The sequence below is a fragment of the Mycobacterium sp. genome (genome assembly GCF_035274705.1).
Lineage (GTDB): Bacteria > Actinomycetota > Actinomycetes > Mycobacteriales > Mycobacteriaceae > Mycobacterium.
Map to the genome: position 1 here is coordinate 1 of NZ_DATENY010000017.1, position 18,716 is coordinate 18,716.

An 18,716-nucleotide genomic window follows, 5' to 3' on the forward strand; every position below is an offset into this window, starting at 1 on the left:
CGGCTTGGCGCCCACGCCGGGGTGAACCTCGACGCGGTGCAGGTCGTCGCCGAGTTCGATCTGCTGGTCAAACGCCGATGCTGCCAGCGCGCGCCAGTCGTCCTCTTGGCCCGGCACGATCGCAGGCACGTAGTGGGTGAGGATGAGGATGCCGACACCGGCCCGCGCCGCGGTCGCCGCGGCCTCTTCCACTGAGGAGTGGTAGTCGGAGATATCGCGGATCCGCTGCATCGGCATCGAGTCGACCAGATCCTTGCGAATCACCGTGTGGACCAACGCGCCTGCGCCGGAGGCCAACTCATCCAGGCTGGCGCACGGCACGGTGTCGCCCGCCAGCACCACCGACGCTCCCTCGTAGGTGACCCGAAACGCGATAGTCGGCTCGACCGGGCGATGATCCGTGGGCGCCACAGTGATTCGCACGCCGTCGTGGTTCCACACCAGACCTTCGACATGCTCCTCCACCTCGACTTGCGGAGGTTCGGTGAGGTCGGCGTGGTGTGCGATGCGGTAGCTGATGTCGGGCGCGAACGCGTTGAGGAACCCGTCGACCACCGCCTTGGTGCCCGGCGGCCCGATGATCCGCAGTGGGTTGGGCTCGGGCGTGAACGTGGCGACCCATCGGGTGATGATGAGGTCGCCGAGGTCGGCGATGTGGTCACTGTGCAGGTGCGTGAGCAGCAGCGCGGTCAAACCGTTCGCGCCGACACCGACGGCGGTCATGCGCTGCTGCACACCGCGGCCGCAGTCGATCAGGAACGTGTGCTCGCCCGCTCGCACCAGGGTTGACGGTCCCGCCCGGTGCGCGTCGGGAACGGGACTACCAGTGCCAAGCAGGGTGACCTCAATCATGAGGTTATTCCTACCGTTTTCGCGCACGTAAAGACGCCGAACGTTCGTTTCAATACTGTATTGAACACCAACACCAAACATCCAGGTGAGCTCAGGTAACCGCCAACATCCAATATCAATAGGTCATTTACGGCCAGGAAACAGCTCCGCAACAGTCCGCCCATAGCGTCAGCGAGCGTGAGCTTCGACTACTCCCGTATCACCGCTACGTGCGCGGTGGAATCACCTGACAATGCGATTACGCTGCCGCCCGAGGCGTACAGCAGTGACGAACTGTATGCCGCCGAGGTCGACCGAATCTTCAAGCGCGGCTGGATTCCGCTGTGCCGCGTCGAGCAGGTGCCGACGCCGGGCAGCTACTACAGCATCGACATCCTCGGCACCCCGTTGGTGGTTACGCGTGACCGGCACTCCGAGATCCGAGTGCTGTCGCGCAACTGCTCGCACCGGTGGATGGAGGTGTGCAGCGGCGCAGGGGAGGCCAACGTACTGCAGTGCCCGTATCACCTCTGGTCGTTCGGCCTCGACGGGCACCTGGCCGGAGCGCCGGAAATGAAGAAGTCTCCGGGATTCGAGCGGAATGACTATCCGCTCAAGAAGTTCCGCCACGAAGTCTGGAAAGGCTTCGTGATGGTGAATTTCGACGGACAGGCGGAGTCGTTGGCGAGCCAATACGCCGCGCTCGATCCCGTCGTCGACGTCTACGACCTGGAGAACTACCGGACCGTCGAGCAGACCGACTGGGGTGTCTGCGAATGGGACTGGAAGATCATGGTGGACAACTTCATGGAGTGCTACCACCACATGGGGCCGCACCGAGGGTCGCTGGAGGACCGATTCCCTGCGTCTCTGAGCTACACCGGTGAGGTCGGTGACTACTTCACCACGATGTGGTCGAAGCAGGTTGACGGGTATCCCTCCGATCCGCCGTTTCTCTCGCCGGGTGCTGACACGCTGACCGCGGAGCACAAGGACCGGTCGCTGATCTTCATCGCGTATCCGCTGCTGCAGATCGCCATGGGCCCCGCATACATGTACTGGCTCAAGACACTTCCGCTCGGGGCAGGCAAAATCGAACTGCAGCTCGACATCTGCATGTCGCCGGCCGCGCTGGCCGCGCCCGGCATCGAGGAACGCCGCAGCGAGCTGGTCAAGTTGATCTGCGACATCCACCGCGAGGATCTCGACGTCTGTGCCGCGGTACAGCGTGCCGTCCGGTCAGGGGTGTCAAGCACCGGCCGGCTGTCGCATCTCGAGCGGCCGCTGTGGGAGTTCTACCGCTACCTCGGGCGCGAGCTCGGAATCATCAACCCCACAACCACTCTCGCATCGGCAGGATGACACATCAGATGACGACAACCCTGAATGGACAAACCGGCGTCGCGTCGATGGCGCGTGAAGTTGCTGACGAGCTGGCGGCCAAGGGCGTCAAGTACGCCGCGATCAGCTTCGTCGACATGCATGGCAAGCCGAAGTGCAAGATGGTTCCGCTCGGCCATCTGACGCAGGCGGCACTGGGATCGGAGATGTTCACCGGAGCCGCTCTCGACGGCGTGCCCCAGGACGTGAACGACGACGAGGTCGCGCCGCATCCCGACCTCGACGCCCCGATCATCATGCCGTTCAACCGCGAAGTCGCCTGGTTTCCAGGCGATCTATGGATCGGGGACACCCCGTTCGAGGCCTGCAGCCGTCAGATCCTCAAGCGCGTCACCGCCGACGCCGCGACGCTCGGGTACACCTTCAACCTCGGTATCGAGACCGAGTTCTTTCTGCTCACCGACACCGACACGCCGTCACCTGCGAGTCCCGACGACAACCTCGACAAGCCGTGCTACGACCTGCGCACGATGCTGCACAACTATCCGGTGGTCGACGAGATCGTCTCGGCGATGAACGAATTAGGCTGGGATGTCTACTCGTTCGACCACGAGGACGGCAACGGGCAGTTCGAGACCGACTTTGCATACACGAACGTGGTGTCGATGTCGGATCGGCTGGTGTTCTTCCGGATGATGGTCGGCGAGATCGCCCGCAAGCACGGATTGTTCGCGTCGTGGATGCCCAAGCCGTTCGCCGACCGCACCGGTAGCGGGGCCCACTACAACATGTCGCTGGCCGACATCTCGGGAACCAATCTGTTTGCAGCCGAAGATGATCCGCGTGGCTGCGGTCTCTCCACGCTCGGATACCAGTTCATTGCGGGTGTGCTGCGCCACGCGCACGCCATCTGCGCGGTCATCGCGCCGACCGTAAACAGCTACAAGCGGCTCGTCAAGCAGGGCAGCATGTCCGGGCTGACATGGGCGCCGGTCTTCGCCTGCTACGGCGACAACAACCGCACCAACATGCTGCGCATCCCCAGGGGCGGCGGGCGTGTCGAATGCCGGGCCGCCGACGCCGCCAACAACCCGTACCTCGGCGGTGCGCTCATGCTGGCCGCCGGGCTGGAGGGCATCCGAGAAGGACTCGATCCTGGCGAGCCGAACCGGGACAACCTGTACCGGCTCACCGAGGCGGACCTGGTCGAACGTGGAATCGGTTGGCTGCCACGGTCGCTCGGTGAGTCCATCGATGCGCTCGAAGCGGATCCCCTCGTGCGGACAGTGTTCGGGGACGCGATGTTCGAGTCGTTCGTCGCGGAGAAGCAGGCCGAATGGGACAGCTACACCGCGCACGTGTCCGCGTGGGAGACCGAGCGCTACCTGAGGTTCTGGTGACCGTGGCGCACAGGTGGGAGGAGTTGACGTCGGTTCAGCTGGCCGACCGGCTCGCGGCCGATCCAGACTGCGTGGCCCTGATCCCGGTCGGTGCGACCGAACAACACGGGCCGCACCTTCCGGTTGGCACCGACACGGTCATCGCCACGGCGCTCGCCGACGCCGCGGCGGGGGATGTGGCAGTCGTGTTGCCGGCACTGGCGTTCGGCGCCAGCTTCTTTCACGGCACGCGGATGGCGGGCACCGTGGCGTTCTCGGGTGAAGAGACCGCAGCGGCGGCCGGACTGGTCGCGGAGGCATGCGTCGATTCGGGTCTGCGCCGAATCCTGTTCGTCAACGGACATGTCGGGAACGCGGCCGCTTTGTGGATCGCGTGCGACCGCTTCCGTCGGGAGTTTCACGAGCTGCAGATCGGCGTCATGCAGTGGTGGGATCTGACGCCCGACATTGCGCGCAGGGCCACGGAGGACGCGGCCGATTGGCATGCCAACGCCGCGGAGACGTCGCTCATGCTGGTGCTGCGGCCCGAGCTCGTCGACACCGACAGGATCCTCGACGCCGACGACCCCGATCGGACCGAAGGCGTCGTATTCCGATATCCGGTTCAGCATGTCTCGACCAACGGTGTGACCGGATACCCGTCGCGCGCGTCCAAGGCGATGGGACTCGAACTGTGGCAGGACGTGGTCGCGGCGGCGCGGGACGTGGTCGAGCGAGCTCACAGTGAGAAGCCGCCGCTTGGCTAGGATCCACTCCATCGGACGACCTCGCAACGACACCGCCACCGCGCCGACGACGTCACCCCGCGCTGACATCGTCAACGCGGCGACAAGGCTGTTCGCCGAAAAGGGTTATGCCCAAACGACGATGAGCGATATCGCGCGGGCGTCGGGTCTGCAGCAGTCGTCGCTGTACTACTGGTTCCGCAACAAGGAACAGCTGCTGGGCGAGGCGCTGCTGGTCAACCGGGCGCCGCTGAAGTTCATCTCCGAGGTCGGCGCCGGTTCCGGATCGCCCGCAGTCAAGCTGTACCGGCTGCTGCGGTTCGACACCATGCAGCTGGCCCTCGCGCCGATCGACTTCAACGAAATCCAGCGCATCGCGCACGACCAACGCGCCGAATTCCATCAGTTCTGGACCGATTACGAGCGCCTGAAGGACTGGGTCGTCGATCTCATCGGCGCTGCGGTCAGCGAGGGCAAGTTCGTCGAATGCGAACGGCACAAAACGGCCGCTCTGCTGTTGAACTTCGACGAAGGCGCGCAGAAACGCACCCGACTGCATACGGACCAGGGCGACCGCGTGGAGGAGGCGATCCGGGTCGGCGAGCAGGTCGCCATCATCGCCGTGCGAGGGCTGCTGAAGCGCCCGAGCGAAATCAGCCGGATCAGCGCCCAGGCGTCCCAATTCGACGACGCGGCGATCGCCCTGCGTGTCACCCGGCCACTGCCGGACTGACTATTCCCGTCCTGCCGATACCCAGGTCAAATCCGCATAGCGCTGCCCGGATACCGCCGCTCCCGCGGCATCGAGGGCGTCTAGCTGCTCGGCGGTCAACGTGACGGTCAGCGAGCCGAGGTTTTCCTCGACGCGTTCAGCCCTGCGCGTGCCGGGGATCGGCACCGAGGCGACGCCCAGCGCGTCGGCACGGTAACGCAGCCATGCCAGCGCGACCTGTGCGGGCGTCGCGCCCTGCCCTTGCGCGACCGACCTCACCACCTCGACGACGGCGAGGTTGGCGTCCAGCGCGTCAGCGCTGAACCTCGGCATGGTCTTACGGAAGTCCGTCGGCGACGACAGGTCAGCGGCCGAGCGCACCGTGCCCGTCAAAAAGCCCCGGCCCAGAGGCGAATACGGTACGAAGCCGACGCCGAGCTCGGCGGCCGCAGGCACGACATGGAGTTCGACGTCGCGGCTCCAGATCGACCATTCGCTTTGCACCGCAGCGATCGGATGCACCGATACGGCGGCCTGTAGCTCGTCGGCAGTCACTTCGGACAATCCGAGGTGGCGCACTTTGCCCGCGGCCACCAATTCGGCCATGGCGCCGACCGTTTCTTCGATCGGCACATTCACGTCGCGCCGATGCATGTAGTACAGGTCGACCACATCGGTGTGCAGTCGTTGCAGGCTTTCGTCGATGCACTGGCGGACATAGGCGGGGTCACCGCGGACGCCGATGCGGCCCGCCGCCCGGTCCGCCGGATTGCCGCTGATACCGAATTTGGTTGCGAGAGTGACCTCGTCGCGCCGGTCGGCGAGCAGTTTGGCGATGAGTTTCTCGTTTTCGCCTCCGCCGTAGATGTTGGCCGTATCGATGAACGTCACGCCCAGGTCGACACAAGCGTGCAAGGTGGCCAGGGACTCGGCATCGTCAACCTCGCCGTACACGGGAGTCAGCGCCATTGCACCGAAACCGATTGCACTGACGGATAATTCGTCACCCAGACTGACTGCGGGCACAGAGTTCGCGCTTGTCATGACTACTCCCAACGAGCCTCCCCGAGACTGTATTCCTGCAGGGGCGACCGCGAATGCCATTTTCCCCGCGGGGCGCCCAGCCGTTGCGCCGCGGTGACCAGCGGCATCAGTCGCATGGCGACGTTGCGGAGTGCGATGCCTGCCGACGTGGCTGGGATCAGGAGCCTCGTCGCGTATGTCACCGAGTTCTCCTTGGCCGCGCGCTGTGGTCGGTGTCGGGCCTCATAGGTGCGCAGGCCTGCCGGAATGTCGCCGGTGAGTGACTGAGCCAACGTGTACGCACCGATCATCGCCAGGCTGGAGCCGTCGCCGAACAACGAGACACACGAAGCGGCATCACCGACGAGGCCGATCCGACCGCGAGACCACGCCGGCACCTGGATCCGGCTGACCGAGTCGAAGTACAGGTCATCGGCGGTTCTGACCCGGTCCAGTAGTTCGGGCACGCGCCAGCCGGCGCCCGCGTAAGCGGCTGTCAGCAGCCGCTTGTGCTGCTCGATGTCTCGGTGGTCGAAATGCGCGATCCGCGGCGCGCGGAACATGAACGCCGCGCCCGGGTGGCCACCGGCGGGATGGATGGCGACCGCCCGACCCGGCGTGTTGTACATGACGAGATCCGTTCCGGTCTCCCCGTCCAGTGGCAGGGTGGCGACGTACACGCCGAGGTGCTCGAGGTAGTCGGTCTCGGGGCCGAACGCCAGCGCGCGCAGGCCCGAATGCGCCCCGTCGGCACCGATGACCACGTCGAATCGGCGAGCGGGACCCGAGCTGAACTGCGCCGTCACACCGTCCGCGTCTTGTCGGAGGGCGGTCACCGTGTTGCCGTATTCGAACTCGACATCGTCGGGAACCGCGTCGCGCAGGATCGCCGCGAGCTCGCCGCGGGACAACTCCACCTCGCCCGCTTCGGCCCAGGTGTTGCGCATGTCGACGCGGCTCACCACGTGGCCGCGGGAGTTGACGAAGACCATCTGGCGCACGCACGTGTCGGCCTCGCGGATCTGCGCCATCACGCCCATCCGCTCGGCGACCTCGACGGCGGCGCCCCGGACGTCGACCGGGCTGCCGCTCGACCGCAGGTCATACGCCCGCTCAACGACCGTCACCTCGAAACCGCACTTGGCCAGCCAATATGCGGCAGTCGCGCCGGCGATGCCCGCGCCGGAGATCAATGCCCGCTGCATGGAAACCAATCCTAATTGCAGTGAGTGCAAAATTTCTATGAGTGCAGAAGACTCTCAGTTTCGCGGTAAGGTCCCGACCATGTCGTCACTGCGTGAGCGCAAGCGCACCCGCACCCGGCAGGCACTGATCGACGCCGCCGCGCAGCTGTTCGAGCGGCGGGGTTATGACGGCACGACGATCGCGGACATCGCCGCGGCGGCTGACGTCAGCACACGCACCTTCTTCTCCTATTTCGCTAGCAAGGAGGACGTGCTCTTCCCCGACGCCGACGCTCGTGTTCAGGCCGCCCTGACGGCGATCGACGAGCGCCGGCCCGGCGAGCGGCCGACCGAGATCCTGCTGCGTGCACTCGGCGAGCTCGGTGATGCCGGCGATGACCTCGTGGGTTCGATGGCGGCACTGCGCCTGCGATTCGTGCGCTCGGTGCCGTCGGTGCGCGGACGCGGTCTGCAGCGTCAGCTCGACGCGCAGACCGAGATCGCCGACAGGCTGCACGCCGCCTTTCCCGACGAGCTCGACGAGGTCGAAGCCGCCGCGTTGGTCGGCGCATTCGTCGGCGCGATCGGCGGCGCGCTGGAGGTTCTGCTGCGCGACGGCGATATGGATCCCGACACCGTCCGCGAGCGAATGCAACGAGCCACCGCTGTCGCGCTTCGGCCGTGGACGTGACGGTGTTGCAACCTCGGAATCCCTTTCGCGGCGGGCGAGTCGGCCCTAACCTGTGAAATACATCACGAGCGGAGGCATCGATGCGGATCGCGGACGTATTGCGGAACAAGGGTGCGTCGGTGGCAACCATCACGCCGGAGACCTCGGTCGCCGGGCTGCTCACCGAACTCACCGTGCACAACATCGGCGCGATGGTGGTGGTGTCGCCCGACGGGCTGGTGGGCATCGTGTCGGAGCGCGACGTCGTGCGCAAACTGCATGAACTGGGCGCCGAGCTGCTGAGGCGGCCGGTGTCGGAGATCATGACCACGTTCGTCGCGACGTGCACACCGGACGACTCTGTCGACCATCTCAGCGCGTTGATGACGGAGAAGCGGGTTCGACATATCCCCGTGGTCGTGAACGGCCGGCTGGCCGGGATCGTCAGCATCGGCGACGTGGTGAAGACGCGAATGGAAGAGCTCGAGGCCCAGCAGGAGCAGCTCCAGGCCTACATCACCCAGGGCCGCTGACCGCCTGTGCCACCGGATATCCATGTGCGTCACGCACAGAGATCCGATGTGCGCGCACTATCGGCGACGCTCGGCAGGGCGTTCTACGACGACCCGATCATGAAGTGGATGCTGCCCGACGATCGCCTGCGGGCCAAGGGTTTACCGCGGATGTTCTCCATCCTCACGCGACGTCAGTACCTCGCCCGCGGCGGCGTGGAGGTCGCCTCGACAGGCTCGGATATCGGAGCCGCCACGTTGTGGGATCCCCCCTCGCCACCGAAGCCGTCGCGGCTCGACGAATTGATGTTGACGCCCGCATTCCTGTGGATATTCCGGTCCCGGGCCAAGGCGGCGCAGGAAGTCGCCGAACTCATGAAAAAGGTGCATCCCGAGGAGCCGCACTGGTACCTGATGGCCATCGGGAGCGACCCGACCGTGCGCGGCGCGGGTTTCGGTCAGGCGCTGCTGCACTCACGGCTGGACCGCTGCGACGCCGAGCATGCACCGGCCTACCTGGAATCCACCAAAGAGGAGACGGTGCCGTACTACATGCGGTTCGGTTTCGAGGTGACCGGCGAGATCAAGCTGCCCGACGGCGGGCCGAGCATGTGGCCGATGTGGAGGCAGGCGCGCTAGCTGTCCGCGTGAGCGACCGCAAAACGCCACTACTTGCGGCGTGTTGCGTACAAACACGGTCACTCGCCGGAGAGCCGTCAGCTCCAGGCGTACTCGGCACGCAGCCGCGCCGCGACCAGCTCGAACGTCTCCCGCTCGAGGATCGCGCCCTCGCGCCGGATGCTCTCTTCGGGCACGTCGAGTACCCGGTCCAGGCGCACCCAGCTGGCCCTGCCCTCGTAATCCCAGCTGCCGCTGCCGATGCCCATCCAGTCCGGGTCGTCGCGGTGGCGCTCCCGGCTGGACAGCATCAAGCCCAGCAGGGTGCGGCGATCGCGCCCGACGACCAGCACCGGCCGGTCTTTGCCGCGCGTCGGGTCATCCTCGTAAACGACCCAGGTCCACACGATTTCGCCGGGGTCAGCGCGGCCGTCCAGATCGGGCGCGTACACCAGCTTGCGTGCGCGCATCGCCGTCGGAACGCTGTCTTTGGTGATCGGGCGGCCGGCCGTCAGCGCCGGGGCGTCGTCATTGGCGGAACCGGTCAGTGCGTCGAGTCCGACCTTGATCCCGACCTGAATGCCACGCTGCACCGCTTCAGACCTCTGGATTCCACGGATGAACTTGGGCGCCTCGTTGAACACCAGGTTCTCGGTGACATCGAGAAAACGCTGGAACGACTTCCACGGCGGAGCCATGTTTTCGAGCATAAGTGAAGGGGAGCGCCCACGATTGTGTCGGAAAGGCCTCGCCTCGATACCCTGGTAACGCACAAGGCCCGTCCGACCAGGAGATTCCCATCAGCAGTTTCGCCGACCAAACCTTCACAGCGCCGGCGCAGATTCGGAACTTCTGCATCATCGCCCATATCGATCACGGCAAGTCGACGCTGGCCGATCGCATGCTGCAACTGACCGGTGTTGTCGACGAACGCTCGATGCGTGCGCAGTACCTGGACCGGATGGACATCGAACGCGAGCGCGGCATCACCATCAAGGCCCAAAATGTCCGGCTGCCATGGCAAGTCAATGACAATGAGTACGTCCTGCATCTGATCGACACCCCGGGCCACGTCGACTTCACCTACGAGGTGTCGCGGGCGCTGGAGGCGTGCGAGGGCGCGGTGCTGCTCGTCGACGCCGCCCAAGGCATCGAGGCGCAGACGCTGGCCAACCTGTACCTGGCGCTGGACCGCGACCTGACGATCATTCCTGTGCTCAACAAGATCGACCTGCCCGCCGCCGATCCGGATCGCTACGCCGCGGAGATCGCGCACATCGTCGGCTGCGAACCCAGCGACGTGCTGCGTGTGTCGGGCAAGACGGGCGAGGGCGTGTCCGAGCTGCTCGACGAGGTGGTGCGCCAGGTGCCTGCCCCGATCGGTGACGCCGATGCGCCGGCGCGGGCGATGATCTTCGACTCGGTCTACGACATCTACCGCGGCGTGGTCACGTACGTCCGCGTCGTCGACGGCAAGATCACGCCACGCGAGCGGATCAAGATGATGTCCACCGGCACCACCCACGAACTGCTGGAAGTCGGGATCGTGTCCCCGGAACCGAAACCCACCGCCGGGCTCGGTGTCGGCGAGGTCGGCTACCTCATCACCGGTGTGAAGGATGTCCGCCAGTCGAAGGTGGGTGACACGGTGACGAGCGCGCGCCACGGCGCTACCGAGGCGCTGACCGGGTATCGCGAGCCCAGACCGATGGTGTATTCCGGCTTGTATCCGGTCGACGGATCGGACTACCCGGATCTTCGCGACGCGCTGGAGCGGCTTCAGCTCAACGACGCCGCGCTGTCGTGGGAGCCCGAGACATCGGTCGCGCTCGGGTTCGGCTTCCGCTGCGGCTTTCTCGGGCTGCTGCACATGGAGATCACGCGTGAACGGCTCGAGCGCGAGTTCGACCTGGACCTGATTTCCACCTCGCCAAACGTGGTGTACCGCGTGGTGCTCGAGGACGGGACCGAAAAAATCGTGACCAACCCGTCGGACTGGCCGGCGGGGAAAATGCGGACCGTGTACGAACCGGTCGTCAAGACCACCATCATCGCGCCAAGCGAATTCATCGGCACGATCATGGAGCTGTGCCAGTCCCGTCGCGGCGAACTCGGCGGCATGGACTACCTGTCCCCGGAACGGGTCGAGCTTCGTTACACAATGCCGTTGGGGGAGATCATCTTTGACTTCTTCGACGCGCTGAAGTCGCGGACCCGCGGCTACGCGAGCCTCGATTACGAGGAGGCGGGCGAGCAAGAAGCCGAGCTGGTCAAGGTCGACATTCTGTTGCAGGGCGAGGCCGTCGATGCGTTCAGCGCGATCGTGCACAAGGATTCGGCGTACGCCTACGGCAACAAGATGACGACCAAATTGAAGGAACTGATTCCGCGCCAGCAGTTCGAGGTTCCGGTGCAGGCGGCGATCGGTTCGAAGATCATTGCTCGCGAAAACATCCGCGCGATGCGCAAAGACGTGCTATCGAAGTGCTACGGCGGTGACATCACGCGTAAGCGCAAGCTGCTCGAGAAGCAGAAGGAAGGCAAGAAGCGGATGAAGACGATCGGACGCGTTGAGGTGCCGCAGGAGGCGTTCGTCGCTGCCCTGTCGACCGACTCCGCGGCCGCCGACAAGGCCAAGAAGTAGGTGGACTGATGCGCTCATCACGATCGACGATCGCCGTGATGAGCGCATGCGTGGTTCTTGCCGGTTGCGCACCCGCGGTTGACGGCGCATCCGTCGTCCACATCGTCGACGCCGCCAAGCCGTCTGCGTCGCGCTCGCTGGACCAGGTCCTGCCCACCGTCGACGAGCTGGCGACCACGCTGGGGACCGGCGGCTTCATCGGTCAACTCGTTGAAGGCGGGTCCGACATGCTGCTGCAAGGCGTCGGCGAATCGGACGCGACGCCAAGCGAATGTGTGAGTCCCGCCTATCGCCTGGAGAAGGTGGTCTATCAGGCGAGCCCGGTACGGTCTGTTGCCAGCCAGTCGTGGGCCGGTGGCGATGCGAGCGGCCCGACCGCGTCGGGCTTTTTCGGTGTAGTCCAGTTCGCCAGTCCCGACGACGCTCAGACGTTCTTCGCGGCCTCGGCCGACAAGTGGCATCGATGCAACGGGCAGACGTTGGTGGTGCATCAACCCCAGCATGGCGCGGACGGGTTGAGCAGGATCACCGACGTTGCCATCGACAACAGGATCGTGTCGGCCGTCGTCATGCGTGACGCGGGTTCGACGATTCAGCGCGCGCTCGGGGTGGCGTCGGATTGCATTGTGGACGTGGAGATTACGGACGGTGGCAACGGCGCAGCGGGTGCTGTCAAGGTCGCCAATCTCATGGTCCAGAAGATCGGCGCTTCCTGACCCGATCGGACAGAGGGATGCCATGTCAGAACCCGTGCCCGATCGTGCGGCTCTCATGGCCGATTTCGAGCGCGTGCGCGCAGACTTTCAGCGTCTGATGGCACGTGCTGAGGAAAACGATTGGGCGAAGCCGACGCTCGGAACTCGATGGACGAACGAGCAGTTGCTGTTCCACATGGTGTTCGGCTACATGGTCGTCAAGCGACTCCTTGTCCTCGTGCGTCTTTTCGGGCGTCTACCTGACCCACTCAGCTTGGGCTTTGCGCGTGTTCTCAATTCGGCGACGCGTCCGTTCGACGCGATCAACTACTACGGGGCTTGCCTGGCGGCCACCGTCTATGACCGCACGCGAATGGCGAGCAAGCTCAATCGAACAATCGATTCACTCGAGAGGTCGCTGAGCCGCCAGCCGCCTCGTGCGTTCCGCCGGGGCATGCATTACCCCGTCCGGTGGGACCCATACTTTCGCGAATACATGACGCTGGCCGATGTCTACCGCTATCCGGGCCTGCACTACGACCACCACCGTCAGCAACTCACCCTGACTGATCTCGCCTGAGCGGCGGACTGTATATCGAGTTTTGCTGTGAGCTCGCAAAACTGGCAAAAATTGACGGCCAGCCAACGTGTGCCGCGTCGGTCGGTCACAATAACGCGGTGATCTTCATCGGCAAGGCTGCCCGGGCGTGCGCCGCGGGGGTCGTCATTGCGGCGTCTGTCGTACTCTCCGGCTGTGTGAGCACCGTTTCGGGCACCGCAGTGCGCGCGCAGAACGCCGGACCGATCGACGTGCCGCTGCTGACCGAGGCCAAGCTGAACCACGTGCTGCTGTCCATCGGCGAACTCAACGGGATCGTCGGCTCCACGCAGATGAAGGTCACCAGCGAGTTGGAGGAGATGACCGACCACTCCGGTGAGGTGTCCGACCCCGATTGCCTCGGCGCGATCTACGGGGCCGAGGAGCCCGTGTACGCCGGCAGCGGATGGACCGCGATGCGTGACCAGGTGGCGCGCGAACCTAGCGAAGACAACGAGCATTGGGTCGAGCAGACCGCGGTGTTGTACCCGTCGGCCGGCAAGGCGCAGAAGTTCTTCGACGAGTCGAAGTCGTCGTGGCAGAAATGCGCGAACTATTCGATTTCGGTTAACGACGGCGACGCGACGTACCTCTGGCAGATCGACAAGGCGAGTGCGCAGGACACGGTGGTCACCCAAGTGACGACGCAGGAAGACGCCGAAGGGTGGGAGTGCCAGCACGCGCTGTCGATGGTCTCCAACCTGACCGTCGAGGCGTGGGCATGCGGCTACGGCATCAAGGACGAGGCCGCCACGATCGCCGACGAGATGGTAGCCAACGCCGCGAAAAAATAAGCGACACAAGCATCTTCAGGCATTCGCGGCGTCGATGACCCCTTGGATGGCGTGCCAAATGTGTTCTGCGGCGCGGTCGGGGTCAGGTTGGCCGGAGTCGAGCCAAGCGATGACTGACTCCAGAGTGACGGTCGGAACCAGCCGTGCCGCCCAGTCGCGCCAAGGACCGGCCGGCATCCTCTCGGTCAGCTGGAGTTGGGCGATTTCGGTCGCGGTGGAGCGGAGGGTGTCGACCACATCGCGGAACTGCGGTTCCCGCGCCGCGTGGCGGAACAGCAGCCGGAAACCGTCTGGATCCGCCGCGGCCGCGCGCAGTAGCACGGGAATCGTTCCTTCGTCGTAGCCCTCGCTGCCGACAGTCTCGTCGAGTCGGGCACAGGCCCGGTCCAAGACTGCACGGTAGAGCTCGGCTTTGGAGTCGAAGTGTCGGTAGAGGATCACATGCGAGACGCCGGCTTCTGCGGCGATGTCGTCGAGGCTGGTTGCGGCGAATCCGGAGCGAGCGAAGGCGCGGGTGGCCGCGTCGAGGATCTGCTCGCGGCGCTCGGCCCGAGCCATGCGGCGGACCCGCGGCGGCCGTTCGACTGACGCGGTTCCCATGCGCCGACCTCCTCTTGTTTATACGAGATTATACAAGTACGCTTGTTAAAGTCGACTTATACACCTGGTCGCACCCCGTGGAGACCGCCATGACGACCCCGCTGCAACTACCGTTCGATCAGGTAGACCCGCTGCGGGTCACACCGCAGCTGCGCGAGCTACTGGCCACGGGCCATATTCACCGCGTGCAAACGGAGGTCGGTGATCCGGCGTGGTTGGTCACCCGTCACCCCGACGTGCGGCGACTACTCGACGACGACCGGCTCGGCCGAGCACATCCCCACCCCGACATCGCCGCGCGGACCAACGAGTCGGCGCTGTTCGGCGGACCGTTGGGCAATTTCGCCACCGAGCACGCCGACCACGCGCGGATGCGGGCGTTGCTGCAAGCACACTTCACGCCTCGGCACATGGGTGACCTGCGTCCGCGCATCGAGGCCCTCAGCGCCAGGCTGCTCGACAAGCTCGGTGAGCAGGGGCCACCCGCCGACTTGCACGCGCAGCTGGCGGTCCCGCTGCCGATCTTGGTCATCTGCGAACTGCTCGGAGTGCCCTACGAGGATCGCGACCAATTCCGTACCTGGACCACCGCCGCCGCCAACACCCGCGACCATGCCGCGTCGGAACAGGGTTTGGCACAGCTGTACGCCTACGGCCGAGGGCTTGTCGCCGTCAAACGCCGCACGCCCGCCAACGATGTGATTTCCCGGCTGTGTGTGACCGAAGGGGTGTCGGACGACGAAGCCGCCGAGCTGTCGATGGCCTTGCTGTTCGCGGGACACGAGACCACGGTGGTCCAAATCGGCCTCACTGCTGTGCTTTTGATGGGTAACCCGGAACAGTGGCAGGCGCTTGTCGATGAGCCCGCCTTGGTTCCGAAGGCGATAGAGGAGACTTTGCGGGCTTCCCGGCGAGGCGGTGGCGTGATGCCTCGCTACGCGCGGACTGACCTGGAAATCGGGGGAGTCACCGTCAAGGCGGGAGAGTTGGTGTTGCTTGAAATTGGCGCGAGCAACCATGACCCCAACGTATTTGCCGATCCCGATCGAGTGGACGTGAACCGTTCGAGCGCAAACCATCTCGCGTTCGGTCACGGCGCCCGTTACTGTCTGGGCGCGCCGCTGGCACGCATCGAGCTACAGACGGTGTTCATGCAACTCGTCTCGCGATTCCCGACTATGCGGCTGGCAGTCGCCGCCGAGCAGTTGACGATGCGGCCGGACGCGTTGGCCGGCGGGCTGACCGCGCTACCGGTGCGATGGTGAGCGCTGTGTCGAGGTCGGAGTTGTATACACGCTGATTTGAAATCTGAGCTGACCGTGGCTCGCGCCCTAGCCTTGAGTAGTGCTCGAAAACCTTCCCCTCGTCGGTCCCGACGGGGGAGCACTTCCGTTGATCCGTGTCAACGGAGCTTGGCCATGGGTAGTTCTCGCACTTGGTGCCCTGATCGTCGCGCTCGGCGGATTTCTTCTGACATGAGGCCCGTCAAACGCTGAGAGCTCGCCGATTGATGGAATTGCGTTCTGCGCGTTTTTAACCCACGCGGATGCAGTGAGCCGACAGTAACTTCCATGGCGTGACGTGTGAAGTCCATCTGCTTGCCTTCGGCAATACGAGGTCTGCCGGGCCGTGGCGGCACCCCGACATCGACAACAGCACCGCCGGCGTCCGTCGACGTCTGATCGAACACGCCCGTACCGCCGAGGCCGGTACGTTCGATGCGTTGTTCTTCGCCGACGGCCTCAACTTCGGCCCTCCGGCGACGTGGGCGTACAAGACGACCGAGGACTTCGAGCCGCTGACCACGACGGCTGCGCTGTCGTCGGTCACCGACCATATCGGGTTGGTCGTCACCGGATCCGCGACGTTGCAACACCCATATCACCTTGCACGCCAGCTTCTCTCGCTCGATCACCTCAGCGGCGGGCGTGCCGGATGGAACCTCGTCACCAGCTTCGCCCGGGCCGCGGCCGACAACTTCAGCGCGCGAGGCGTCGTCGACCACGACGAGCGGTACCGCATCGCCGAAGAGGTCATCGACGTGGTGAAGAAGCTGTGGGATTCATGGGGCGATCACGCGATCATCGAAGACCGGGCCGCGGGAATCTTCCACGACGTCACCAAGATTCACGTACCCAACCACAGTGGGCGGTACTTCGACGTCAAGGGGCCGATCGGTGCGGCACGTTCGGCACAGGGCCGGCCCGTGATCTTCCAGGCGGGATCGTCGACAACGGGACGAACCTTTGCGGCGCGCCATGCCGAGGTCATCTTCACCGGCCAGGGCAATAGGGCTCGGGCACAAGACTTCCACCGGCAGATCCATGACGAGGCACGCCGCCAGGGCCGAAGCGAACCACCGCTCATCACACCGTCCCTGCGGTTCATCGTGGGCTCCACAGAGGACGAGGTGCACCGGATCGAGCGCACCGCCTACGAGTACTTCAGCCCGGAATATCAGGCCGGCTGGCTACTCGAGGTCGACGTCGACGTTACCGGTGCCGACCTCGACGGGCCAGTACCCGACTCGGCGTTCCCCGACAGCACCGAGACGCACCAGACAGCGCTGGCGGGCTACCGCGCGCTCGCCACGGAGGGCAGTCCTACTGTGCGGGAGTTCTTGTATCGAACCGTCAATGGCTGGGGCGCAAGCATTGTCGGAACGCCGGAGCAGATCGCCGACGAGATCGAGAGTTGGTTCGAGTCACGGGCGGCCGACGGCTTCGTGCTCCAGGGCCCCGGCTTGCCGGGACAGTTCGAGGACTTCGTCGAACAAGTGGTCCCCCTCCTGCGCAAGCGCGGGCTGTTCCGCCACGAGTACACCGGGACCACACTGCGCGACCACCTCGGGCTTCCCGCACCGGCCAACCGATACGACGTCGGCGCATGAGCACGCCCGAGCCGTTTGTGCTGTCGGCGTTCACCATGTCGACGGTGTCGCACGGGAACTTCGGGTTGTGGCGTCACCCATTGGACCAGACGTCGAACTACACCGACGTCCGCTATTGGGTGGAACTCGCGAAGCTGTTGGATGATGGTGGTTTCGACGTGCTGTTCATCGCCGACGCGGTCGGCCAGCTCGATGTGTTCGGTGGCGACGCCACCTCCGCATTGGCTAAGGCCGTGCAGACCCCGGTGACGGACCCCCTGCTCGCCGTGTCGGCGATGGCCGCAGCGACCGAGCGCCTTGGCTTCGGCATCACCGTGTCAACCACGTACGAGAGCCCGTACCTGCTCGCCCGCAAGTTCAGCACGCTGGACCATCTGACGGGCGGCCGGATCGGCTGGAACATCGTCACCTCGCTTCTGGACAGCGCGGCCCGCAACATCATTGGACGCGAGCAGCAGATCCCGCACGATGAGCGCTATGCCATCGCCCAGGAATTCGTCGAGGTCACCTATAAGTTATGGGAGGGCTCGTGGGAATCCGATGCGGTGCTTCGAGACCGCGTCCGCGGGGTGTACACCGACGCGGCCAAGGTGCACGCCATAGCCCATGAGGGCCAGTACTTCACCGTGCCGGGCGCTCACCTGGTGGAACCGTCGCCACAGCGAACGCCCGTGCTGTTCCAGGCTGGCACGTCGACCGCAGGTCGCGAATTTGCGGCCCGCAATGCGGAATTGGTGTTCGCCAGTGACCCACGGCCGGAGGTGCTTCGCGCCAACATCGACGATGTGCGGCAACGCGCGGCCGGGTATGGTCGGCATCCCGAGTCGATCAAGTTCATCACGTCTATCGAAGTGGTCGTCGACAGCACAGATTCGGCCGCACAGGCCAAGGCCGCCGAACTGTCGAGATACCACGACCTGGAAGCCGGCTTGGTGCTCTTGTCCGCGCTGAGCGGAGTGGACTGGTCGGAATACGGCGTCGACAGGCCGATCGAGCAATTCGAGACCGACGCCAGCCGTTCGATATTGGCGGCGGTCGACGATCCAAGCGTTCGACAACGCCTAACCCTGCGCGACTACGTCGGCGGGTTAGGTGGGTTCGGTGGCGAACTCTTCGTCGGCTCACCTGTCACCATCGCCGATCAATTGGAGGAATACGCCGCTCGTGCCGGCATCGATGGATTCAACATCGTCTACCACGTCACGCCCGGAACGTTCGCCGATGTCGCGGAGTACTTGATACCGGAACTGCGCCGACGTGGTCGGGCGCGTGATCAGGACGGGTCGGCAACTCTGCGTCAGAAGCTGTTTCCGGGCGCGTCCGCATTGTTGCCCGACGATCACCCAGGCGCCGCGTTCCGCAGGAAAAGAATCTTGTCGATTTGATGACTCACGTTACGGCTGACTTTCCGGCATCGTGACAATCACATCAACAACTCGTTAACCGCCTGTGCGCCAAAGCATTAGCAGCACACACGAC

The 18,716-nt window shown here is 64.8% G+C and carries 18 protein-coding genes and 1 pseudogene; 14 read left to right on the top strand and 5 right to left on the bottom strand.

What is annotated here, in order from left to right; translation table 11 throughout:
* On the bottom strand, positions 1–852 hold an 852-nt coding region (locus VJV41_RS04230; protein ID WP_325331421.1), incomplete at its 3' end, for a ribonuclease Z.
* Between the two features lie 177 nt (positions 853–1,029).
* Between VJV41_RS04230 and VJV41_RS04235 the strand changes: the two genes are divergently transcribed.
* From VJV41_RS04235 to VJV41_RS04250, 4 genes are read left to right on the top strand one after another with little or no spacing between them, the layout of a single operon-like run.
* Positions 1,030–2,193, top strand: a complete 1,164-nt coding sequence (locus VJV41_RS04235) for an aromatic ring-hydroxylating dioxygenase subunit alpha (protein ID WP_325331423.1) — start codon at positions 1,030–1,032, stop codon at positions 2,191–2,193.
* An 8-nt stretch (positions 2,194–2,201) separates the two neighbouring features.
* Complete coding sequence (glnT, locus tag VJV41_RS04240) at positions 2,202–3,572, top strand: type III glutamate--ammonia ligase (RefSeq protein WP_325331425.1); 1,371 nt, start codon at positions 2,202–2,204, stop codon at positions 3,570–3,572.
* Positions 3,569–4,318 (top strand): creatininase family protein, encoded by a 750-nt coding sequence (locus VJV41_RS04245; protein WP_325331427.1) that lies wholly within the window; start codon positions 3,569–3,571, stop codon positions 4,316–4,318. The genes glnT and VJV41_RS04245 overlap by 4 nt, the downstream gene beginning before the upstream one ends.
* Positions 4,311–5,030, top strand: a complete 720-nt coding sequence (locus VJV41_RS04250; protein WP_325331429.1) for a helix-turn-helix domain-containing protein — start codon at positions 4,311–4,313, stop codon at positions 5,028–5,030. Before VJV41_RS04245 ends, VJV41_RS04250 begins: the two co-directional genes overlap by 8 nt.
* Here the strand turns inward: VJV41_RS04250 and VJV41_RS04255 are convergent, their stop codons facing one another.
* Positions 5,031–6,053 (bottom strand): aldo/keto reductase, encoded by a 1,023-nt coding sequence (locus VJV41_RS04255; RefSeq protein ID WP_325331431.1) that lies wholly within the window; start codon positions 6,051–6,053, stop codon positions 5,031–5,033.
* 2 nt (positions 6,054–6,055) lie between these two features.
* A complete protein-coding gene (locus tag VJV41_RS04260) occupies positions 6,056–7,237 on the bottom strand; it encodes an FAD-dependent monooxygenase (protein ID WP_325331433.1) in 1,182 nt (393 codons plus the stop codon).
* Between the two features lie 79 nt (positions 7,238–7,316).
* Here VJV41_RS04260 and VJV41_RS04265 point away from each other — a divergent pair, with 79 nt between their 5' ends.
* From VJV41_RS04265 to VJV41_RS04275, 3 genes are all read left to right on the top strand, one after another.
* Positions 7,317–7,907, top strand: coding sequence for a TetR/AcrR family transcriptional regulator (locus VJV41_RS04265; protein ID WP_325331435.1), 591 nt, complete (start codon positions 7,317–7,319; stop codon positions 7,905–7,907).
* 80 nt (positions 7,908–7,987) lie between these two features.
* Positions 7,988–8,419 carry a CBS domain-containing protein gene (locus VJV41_RS04270; protein WP_325331437.1) on the top strand — a complete coding sequence of 144 codons (432 nt, stop codon included), beginning with the start codon at positions 7,988–7,990 and terminating at the stop codon, positions 8,417–8,419.
* An 18-nt stretch (positions 8,420–8,437) separates the two neighbouring features.
* Complete coding sequence (locus VJV41_RS04275) at positions 8,438–9,037, top strand: GNAT family N-acetyltransferase (protein ID WP_325331499.1); 600 nt, start codon at positions 8,438–8,440, stop codon at positions 9,035–9,037.
* Between the two features lie 77 nt (positions 9,038–9,114).
* On the opposite strand, the gene VJV41_RS04280 is transcribed toward VJV41_RS04275, so the two are convergent.
* Positions 9,115–9,726: a type II toxin-antitoxin system PemK/MazF family toxin gene (locus tag VJV41_RS04280; protein WP_325331439.1), complete on the bottom strand. Its 612-nt coding sequence runs from the start codon at positions 9,724–9,726 to the stop codon at positions 9,115–9,117.
* Positions 9,727–9,747: 21 nt separating this feature from the next.
* On the opposite strand from VJV41_RS04280, the pseudogene lepA reads away from it, so the two are divergent.
* The 4 genes and pseudogenes from lepA to VJV41_RS04300 all read left to right on the top strand — a co-directional run bounded on the left by lepA (position 9,748) and on the right by VJV41_RS04300 (position 13,747).
* Positions 9,748–11,660: pseudogene (gene lepA, locus VJV41_RS04285) on the top strand (translation elongation factor 4).
* A gap of 8 nt (positions 11,661–11,668) precedes the next feature.
* Entirely contained in the window at positions 11,669–12,376 is a 708-nt protein-coding gene (locus tag VJV41_RS04290; RefSeq protein WP_325331441.1) for a sensor domain-containing protein, read from the top strand.
* A gap of 22 nt (positions 12,377–12,398) precedes the next feature.
* Entirely contained in the window at positions 12,399–12,935 is a 537-nt protein-coding gene (locus VJV41_RS04295; RefSeq protein WP_325331443.1) for a DinB family protein, read from the top strand.
* 176 nt (positions 12,936–13,111) lie between these two features.
* Positions 13,112–13,747 (top strand): sensor domain-containing protein, encoded by a 636-nt coding sequence (locus tag VJV41_RS04300; protein ID WP_325331445.1) that lies wholly within the window; start codon positions 13,112–13,114, stop codon positions 13,745–13,747.
* Between the two features lie 15 nt (positions 13,748–13,762).
* Here the strand turns inward: VJV41_RS04300 and VJV41_RS04305 are convergent, their stop codons facing one another.
* Positions 13,763–14,347, bottom strand: a complete 585-nt coding sequence (locus tag VJV41_RS04305; protein ID WP_325331447.1) for a helix-turn-helix domain-containing protein — start codon at positions 14,345–14,347, stop codon at positions 13,763–13,765.
* Between the two features lie 89 nt (positions 14,348–14,436).
* Between VJV41_RS04305 and VJV41_RS04310 the strand changes: the two genes are divergently transcribed.
* The 3 genes from VJV41_RS04310 to VJV41_RS04320 all read left to right on the top strand — a co-directional run bounded on the left by VJV41_RS04310 (position 14,437) and on the right by VJV41_RS04320 (position 18,622).
* On the top strand, positions 14,437–15,612 hold the full coding sequence (locus VJV41_RS04310; RefSeq protein WP_325331449.1) for a cytochrome P450: 1,176 nt from the start codon (positions 14,437–14,439) through the stop codon (positions 15,610–15,612).
* A 311-nt stretch (positions 15,613–15,923) separates the two neighbouring features.
* The gene (locus VJV41_RS04315) at positions 15,924–17,237 is read left to right on the top strand and encodes an NtaA/DmoA family FMN-dependent monooxygenase (RefSeq protein ID WP_325331451.1); all 1,314 of its coding nucleotides are present in this window, start codon (positions 15,924–15,926) and stop codon (positions 17,235–17,237) included.
* Complete coding sequence (locus tag VJV41_RS04320) at positions 17,234–18,622, top strand: LLM class flavin-dependent oxidoreductase (protein WP_325331453.1); 1,389 nt, start codon at positions 17,234–17,236, stop codon at positions 18,620–18,622. The genes VJV41_RS04315 and VJV41_RS04320 overlap by 4 nt, the downstream gene beginning before the upstream one ends.
* Positions 18,623–18,716: the final 94 nt, after the last annotated feature.

Coding starts and splice junctions, on each gene's coding strand:
- glnT (WP_325331425.1), top strand. CDS start 2,202: ATGACGACAACCCTGAATGGACAAACCGGCGTCGCGTCGATGGCGCGT.
- VJV41_RS04255 (WP_325331431.1), bottom strand. CDS start 6,053: ATGACAAGCGCGAACTCTGTGCCCGCAGTCAGTCTGGGTGACGAATTA.
- VJV41_RS04260 (WP_325331433.1), bottom strand. CDS start 7,237: ATGCAGCGGGCATTGATCTCCGGCGCGGGCATCGCCGGCGCGACTGCC.
- VJV41_RS04265 (WP_325331435.1), top strand. CDS start 7,317: ATGTCGTCACTGCGTGAGCGCAAGCGCACCCGCACCCGGCAGGCACTG.
- VJV41_RS04270 (WP_325331437.1), top strand. CDS start 7,988: ATGCGGATCGCGGACGTATTGCGGAACAAGGGTGCGTCGGTGGCAACC.
- VJV41_RS04280 (WP_325331439.1), bottom strand. CDS start 9,726: ATGCTCGAAAACATGGCTCCGCCGTGGAAGTCGTTCCAGCGTTTTCTC.
- VJV41_RS04290 (WP_325331441.1), top strand. CDS start 11,669: ATGCGCTCATCACGATCGACGATCGCCGTGATGAGCGCATGCGTGGTT.
- VJV41_RS04295 (WP_325331443.1), top strand. CDS start 12,399: ATGTCAGAACCCGTGCCCGATCGTGCGGCTCTCATGGCCGATTTCGAG.
- VJV41_RS04305 (WP_325331447.1), bottom strand. CDS start 14,347: ATGGGAACCGCGTCAGTCGAACGGCCGCCGCGGGTCCGCCGCATGGCT.
- VJV41_RS04310 (WP_325331449.1), top strand. CDS start 14,437: ATGACGACCCCGCTGCAACTACCGTTCGATCAGGTAGACCCGCTGCGG.
- VJV41_RS04320 (WP_325331453.1), top strand. CDS start 17,234: ATGAGCACGCCCGAGCCGTTTGTGCTGTCGGCGTTCACCATGTCGACG.